The following is a 6,740-nucleotide window of genomic DNA, read 5'->3' on the forward strand; positions in this document are numbered from 1 at the left end:
AGAGGCGTGGTCGGGGGTGGGCCCTTATCGTGAGCCAGGGGGAATCCCGGTCCTGGGCCGGGGCGTCCCTGGAGGGTTCCATGCTGTTCACACACCACCGCTGCGCTTTCGCCGGCGCTGTGACGCTGGCCCTGGTGGGAGTCGCGTTGCCGCCACAGGCTCTGCTGGGAGCCGGGCCGGCGACGGCGGGCGCGGCCGGTCAGCCGGTGACCGCGGCCGAGCGGCCCGGCCTGTCCCGCTTCTACGACCAGAAGATCGACTGGGGCAAGTGCGAGGACGCCGGGATGGGGATTCCCGAGGATCTGCAGTGCGGCAAGGTGACCGTTCCGCTCGACTACGCGAAACCCGGTGCCGCAACGCTCGACATAGCCCTGGCCCGCTTCAGGGCGACGGGCGATTCCAGGGGTTCCGTACTGCTGAACTTCGGCGGCCCCGGCGTCTCGGGAGTCAGTGAACTCGCCGCCGGCAGCGATTACTTCATGGGCCTGACGGACGGCTACGACGTGGTGACCTTCGACCCGCGCGGCGTCGGCAGGAGCTCACCGGTCAGCTGCGGGGACGGGGTCGCGGATCCGACGGGCGGCCCCGCCGAGGACACCGAACCGGACAGTGACGATCCGCAGGCCGCGCTGAAGCTGATCAGGAAGTCCGCCGACGCCTGCGCCAAGCATTCCGGGCCCGTGCTCCCGCACATCGGCACGGTCAACGTCTCCCGGGACCTGGACATCATGCGCGATGCCCTCGGCGACAAGAAGCTCAACTACCTCGGCTTCTCGTACGGAACGCGGCTGGGCGCGGTCTACGCGGCTCAGTTCCCGGACAAGGCCGGCCGGTTGGTGCTCGACGGTGTGGACACGCTCACCGAGCCGCTCGGTGAGCAGGCCCTCGCCGGCACCGAAGGACTGCAGACCGCGCTGGAGGACTTCCTCACCTGGTGCACCGACGACATCAGCTGCGCGTTCGGCCAGGATCCGCGCACGGCCAGGGAGCACATGGTCGACCTGGTCCGCTCGCTGGACGAGGATCCCCTGCCGACGGAGTTCGGCGAGCCCTTCTCCGGCCAGGATCTCGCGGGCGCCCTCGGACAGGCCCTCTACAGCAAGAAGTTGTGGCCGGCCCTTTCGCAGGCGCTCCGATCGCTGGTCGAGGACGGTGACACCCGGGGACTGATGCGGTTCTCCGCCGGCGGTATCGCGGCGCCCGGCAACGGCGGGCTCGTCGACGAGGCGGACATCCCTCTCGACAACCTCCCGGCCGCGCTCATGGCCGTCAACTGCGCGGACGATCCCGACCGCCCCACCGCCGCCCGGATCACCAGGAATCTCGACCGGCTGCGCGCCGAGTACGAGGAGGCCTCACCGGTCTTCGGCCGCTACCGGCTCACCCAGGTGCTCATGTGTTACGGCCGTCCCAAGGGCACCGACTACATCCGGGAGGACGTACGCGACGTCGACACCCCGAAGATGCTCCTGGTCGGCACCCGCGGCGACCCGGCGACCCCGTACCGCTGGACCGTGGAGACCGCGAAGCGGCTCGGCCCGTCGGCCGTCGTGCTCGACAACAAGGGCGAGGGCCACACGGGGTACGGTTCGTCGAAGTGCGTGCACGAGAAGGTCGACGACTTCCTGCTGTACGGCCGGCTCGCGGACGCCGGAAGCTCCTGCGGGGCTCAGGAGCGGCCGCCTTCCTGACCGAGCGTGGCTGTCGGCCCCGACACGGCCCCATACATATGCCCCATTCCCTCGCCCGGGGCACGACATTCGACAGCCGTACACACGCTCGTCGAACACGCGCTTGAAGGAGTCGGCGCCTACTGTCACAACTCCATCAACTCGCCTATCCTGTCTACGATTTGGTCACTGTCACGCGTACTCGATCCGCCCGAGCCAGGGCACTCCATGAGGACGTAGACATATGCCACAGGCATGACCTCATCGCTTCTTGCCAAATCCCTTACAGCGCGTCGCGGGCTGTGCAAGAGTCGTAACCGGTCCTTCCCTCAGCCTTGGTCGTACCGGGCCTGTATCGGAGTACGTCATGCCGTCCCATCTCTCGGCGGACCACCCAGCCGCCCAGCCGCCCCCACGCGGCTCGGTCGACGCGCTGATTTCGCAGACGCGTCGGCTGCGCGGCGACGTGGACGCCGTGCGGCGTGACGCGCGGATCGACGACACGGACCCCGAAGGACGCTGGCAGCGTGCCCTGTGTGATCTGGCCGTGCACCAACTGAACGATCTCGACGAGCACTTGGCGCAGTTGCGGGACGGACCGCCGCCCGTGCCCGTGACACCCGACGATGCGGCGGCCGTGGTCCGAACCGTGCCGTCCGCACCCGGGCACGGTTCGCTGCTCAGCCGGGTCGGCAGCGCCGAATGGAACCTGCTGACCGACGAGGCGAGCTGGTCCGGCGAGCTCTACCAGATCCTCGGCCGCGACCCCGCCGCCCCCGCGCTCACCCTCGACGAGCTGCCGTCCATGGTGCTCGACGAGGACCGGCCGAGGCTGACGGTGATGGTGACGGACTGCCTCATCGACGCCAAGCCGATCGACGGGGAGTTCCGGATCGTGCGCCCGGACGGCGGCGTACGGACCGTGCACATGATGGGCGAGCCCGTGCTCGCGGCCGACGGCAGCACCGCCTCGATGTGGGCCGTGCTGCGGGACGTCAGCGAACTGCGCCGCAGCCAACGGACGGTGAGCGAGACCCGTGACTCGCTGCAACGCCAACGGCACCTCGCGCAGACCGAGCACCGGCTCGCGGTCGAGCTGCAGGAGGCTGTGCTACCGCCGTGGCGCGGCTCCCTGCGGCTCCCGCGACAAGGAGCGCCGGCCCTGGATGTGGCCGTCCGCTATCTGCCCGCCTCGACAAGCGCGCTGATCGGCGGCGACTGGTACGACGCCCTCGAACTGCCGGGCGGCGAAACGCTGTTGAGCGTGGGTGAACTCACCGGGCACGGAACCACCGTCACCTCCGGCATGGCGATGCTGCTCGGCGCGGTGCGCGGGATGGCCATGGCGGGCAGCGAACCCGGCCAACTCATGGCCTGGCTCAACCAGTTACTGGACGCGTCGGCCCAGCCGGCCCTCGGCAGCGCCGTGTGCTGCCGCTACCGGCCCGAGACCCACACGCTCGTATGGGCGCAGGCGGGACACCCCGCCCCCCTGCTGATTCGCAACGGGACGGGGCGTGCACTGTCGCCTCCGGACGGTGTCCTGCTCGGCGCGACCTCGGGCGCCGCCTACGGGCAGGCCGAAGTACCGCTCGAACCAGGCGACCTGCTGCTCCTGCACACCGATGGACTGGTCCCCGGGCGCAGTCGTGACGCGGCAGTGGACCGCCTCCTCGACCTGGCCCCCCGCTTCGGCGAGGCCCGTGCCGCACAGGACTGCGTACGGACGGTCGTGGAGGAGTTCGGCGAGACGGAACGCGAGGACGACGCCTGCGTGCTCATCGCCAGAGTCGCCACCTGACTACTGTCTGGCTACTGTTCACATTCGTTCAGTTCACAGCGCACGGTCCCCCTATGCCCGTGCGCTGTTGCCACCCCGGACGTTCCAGCCCTTGGGCAGCGACAGTTTGATCTCCTCACGCAGGTCCTGGATCTTCGGATAGCTGGAGTACTGCCCCGTCAGCCGGTACATCTCCCTCAGCCGGTCCCAGGTGCGATGGGAGGAGTTCGAGCCCATCGAGGTCAGGGCCAGGCGTGCGTACCGGTCGGCCTGTTCGGGGTCGTCGGCGATGAAGCAGGCGGACGCGAGGGAGATGTGGTCGAAGATCTGCGACCGGTCCCGTCCCTTCTCGCGCAGTTGGAGTGCCTCCTTCGCGTGGCGCTGCGCGATGGCGGCAGCCGCCGGCTCGTGCTCCGCGAGCGTCCGGTAGGCCAGGGCCTGCATACCGTGCAGGTCCGCCTCGTCGAAGAGCTGCATCCAGCTGGGCGCCGGTACGTCGTTCTTGTCCGAGACGAAGAGTTCCTCCGCTTCTCCGAGGGTGCGCCGCATGGCCTGGCCCCTGCCCATCGAGGCCTGGGCCCAGGCCTCGATGGTGAAGAGCATGGCCCTGGTGCGCGGCAGCACCTCGTCTCCGGAGCCGGACTTGGCGAGCTTCATGAGGTCGAGTGCGTCGTCGGGCCGCCCCAGGTGCACCATCTGGCGTGCGGCGCGGGAGAGCGCCTCGCCGGCTCGGGGCCGGTCACCGCCCTCACGGGCGGCGTGGGCGGCGATGACGAAGTACTTCTGGGCCGTGGGCTCCAGGCCGACGTCGTGCGACATCCAGCCCGCGAGGACGGCGAGGTTGGCGGCGACGCCCCACAGGCGCCGCTGCAGATGGTCGGGGTGTCGGTAGGCGAGCATGCCGCCCACTTCGTTGAGCTGTCCCACGACAGCCTTGCGTTGCAGCCCGCCGCCGCGGGCCGCGTCCCAGGCCCGGAACACCTCGACCGAGCGCTCCAGTTCCTCGATCTCCTGCGACCCGATGGGGGCGGCCTCATAGCGGTCGTACCCGGCGGGGTCGGCGTGCAGGGGATCGTGGAGTACGGGGGCGTCGGCCGAAAGGGCCGGGTCGGAGTGCAGCCAGTCGTGCATGGCGCTGCTGAGTGCGGATCCTGCGGCGAGCGCGGCGCCCGCGCCCACCAAGCCGCGTCGGTTGAGCATGAGGTCCATTCCCGTGAATTCGGTGAGGACCGCGGCAGTCTGCTCGGGCGTCCATGGCACTCCGTCGGGATGTTCCGCACTCCCGCCGCCCGGCCGTTTCCCCGTACGCCCGTGCCGGACCAGACCGAGGTCCTCGATGGTCACGACACGGCCGAGACGCTCGGTGAACAGCGCTGCCAGCACCCGCGGAACGGGATCGCGCGGGATCTCTCCCATGTCGATCCAGCGCCGCACTCGCGAGGTGTCGGTCGCCAGCTGGGGGTGGCCCATGGCCGCCGCCTGCCGGTTGACCATCCGCGCGAGCTCGCCCTTGGACCAGCCGGCCAGGCCGAACAGATCCGCCAGACGGGTGTTGGGTTGTCCGCTCACGTCAAGCCCCCAGGTTCTCGGCTGAGTTGACAGTAACCCCGTGTCAGTTGCTGCGGGACTATTCGCCAGGGTTCGCCAGGGTGCGCCAGATGGTGTGCCAGTGCGCATCGGGTGTCAGGTAGGAACGCGCCACCCCGACCCGGTCGCCGTAGGGACATTCCCCAGGGTGCACCGAGGCGGCCGGGGCGGGTAGCGCGGTAACTCGCAGGCACACGAAGGGATCCGTATCACCCATGTACGCAGCATCGTCCTCCGTGTCCGCTCCGCCCCGGTCGCTGCGCCCGCGTCCACAGCCTCCCCGAGCCGGGGAGCCGAGGGCGGGCAGCGGCCCCTACCTGGACCCCGCACGCCAGGGGTCACCCGTGATCGGTGCCGGTAGGACGCGGCGCGTACCGGGGGGCGGCAACCAACCGCTCAGCGGGAGACTCGACTTGTCCGGCCCTCAGGGCGCGCAGCTGCGCTCGGCGATCGCGTCGGTGCACCGGATCTGTCCGGAGTTCGCTCCGGTGCAGGTGCTGCGCCGCAGCGGCCGCGCGGTGCTCCTCGTCGGAACGACGGGGCGCAGCACCGCCGTCGCCAAGTGTTTACTCGACCATTCCCCAGTGTGGGCCGAGCGGATCCGCCATGAGATAGCGGCATACCGCTCGTTCGTGCGGCACCGGCCCCCGGTGCGGGTGCCACGGCTGATCGCGGCGGATCCGGACAACTGCACGCTGGTCATCGAGCGGATGCCGGGGCGGGTCGCGGCACTGCAGCGGCACCCGGCGGAGACGCCGCCGCGGGCGGACATCAGGGCGGCGTTGGGCTCGATCTGCCGGCTCAACTCGTGGCGTCCGCCGGCGGGGACGTTCGACGCCCCGCTGGACTACGCGGCACGGATCTCCCGGTATCACGAGCTGGGACTGCTCACCGACCGGGACATGGGCGATCTGCAGAAGCTCGTGCACGGCATCGCGCACTCGGCGGGGCGCCAGGGGATGGGCCAGTTCTGCCACGGCGACGCGTTGCTGTCGAACATCCTGCTCTCACCAGCCGGTCCAGTGCTGGTGGACTGGGAGCACGCGGGCTGGTATCTGCCGGGCTACGACCTGGCGACGCTGTGGTCGGTCCTCGGCGACGCCCCGGTGGCCCGGCGGCAGATCAGCCAGCTCGCGCAGTCGGCGGGGCCCGCGGCACGGGACGCGTTCCTGGTGAACCTGATGCTCGTCCTGACCCGTGAGATCCGTACGTACGAGACGGCCGTGCAGCGTTCGATGCACGAGGCGACCCCGGTGGCACCGGGACCTGCCCACCCGGGTGCCGCACCGTCCGGCGAGGAACAGCGGCTGCTGCTCAGGCGGCTGCACGACGACTGCCAGCTGGCCCGCCGGGCCGTTCGAGCGGCGGTCGGCACTCGCTGACGGGGATGAACGGTCCGCGGTACGCCCGGCACAGGGCGACCGCGGACCTTCGTCATGCGTGCGACGTCCCGGTGGGACAGAAGGGCTGGCCTGCCCGTCCCGCCCGCCGGGTCGGCCCGGCAGCAGCAGATGCCGAATTGCAAAATTTTGCAATTGATTAGATGCTGTGCTGGCCATGCTCGCAGGTAGCCGCGGGCACGGCTTTCGCCTGCCCCCGGGTGGGGCGCTGTCAGGGAAGCCGAGGGGCCGTGTCCGTTCCGCTGTACCAGGCCAAGGCCGAGTTCTTCCGGATGCTGGGACATCCCGTACGGATAAGGGTGC

At 70.1% G+C, this 6,740-nt stretch carries 4 protein-coding genes and 1 pseudogene; 4 read left to right on the plus strand and 1 reads right to left on the minus strand.

The annotated features are described in order from the left end of the window. The first annotated feature begins 80 nt into the window (after positions 1-80). Together IEZ21_RS30845 and IEZ21_RS30850 are read left to right on the plus strand one after the other, a co-directional pair. Entirely contained in the window at positions 81-1,691 is a 1,611-nt protein-coding gene (locus tag IEZ21_RS30845) for an alpha/beta hydrolase (protein WP_189325134.1), read from the plus strand. Between the two features lie 346 nt (positions 1,692-2,037). Then, positions 2,038-3,471 carry a PP2C family protein-serine/threonine phosphatase gene (locus IEZ21_RS30850; protein WP_189325135.1) on the plus strand — a complete coding sequence of 478 codons (1,434 nt, stop codon included), beginning with the start codon at positions 2,038-2,040 and terminating at the stop codon, positions 3,469-3,471. Between the two features lie 51 nt (positions 3,472-3,522). On the opposite strand, the gene IEZ21_RS30855 is transcribed toward IEZ21_RS30850, so the two are convergent. Beyond that, positions 3,523-5,019, minus strand: coding sequence for a DNA-binding protein NsdB (locus IEZ21_RS30855; protein WP_189325136.1), 1,497 nt, complete (start codon positions 5,017-5,019; stop codon positions 3,523-3,525). 233 nt (positions 5,020-5,252) lie between these two features. Between IEZ21_RS30855 and IEZ21_RS30860 the strand changes: the two genes are divergently transcribed. Beyond that, a complete protein-coding gene (locus IEZ21_RS30860) occupies positions 5,253-6,419 on the plus strand; it encodes an aminoglycoside phosphotransferase family protein (protein ID WP_189325137.1) in 1,167 nt (388 codons plus the stop codon). Positions 6,420-6,667: 248 nt separating this feature from the next. Further along, positions 6,668-6,740: pseudogene (locus IEZ21_RS47895) on the plus strand (transcriptional regulator); the annotation flags it as partial.

Source organism: Streptomyces flaveus (genome assembly GCF_014647675.1).
GTDB classification, from domain to species: domain Bacteria; phylum Actinomycetota; class Actinomycetes; order Streptomycetales; family Streptomycetaceae; genus Streptomyces; species Streptomyces flaveus.

Bases quoted from the DNA above. Each gene is read 5' to 3' on its own strand.
- IEZ21_RS30860 (WP_189325137.1), top strand. From the start codon at position 5,253: ATGTACGCAGCATCGTCCTCCGTGTCCGCTCCGCCCCGGTCGCTGCGC.
- IEZ21_RS30845 (WP_189325134.1), top strand. From the start codon at position 81: ATGCTGTTCACACACCACCGCTGCGCTTTCGCCGGCGCTGTGACGCTG.
- IEZ21_RS30850 (WP_189325135.1), top strand. From the start codon at position 2,038: ATGCCGTCCCATCTCTCGGCGGACCACCCAGCCGCCCAGCCGCCCCCA.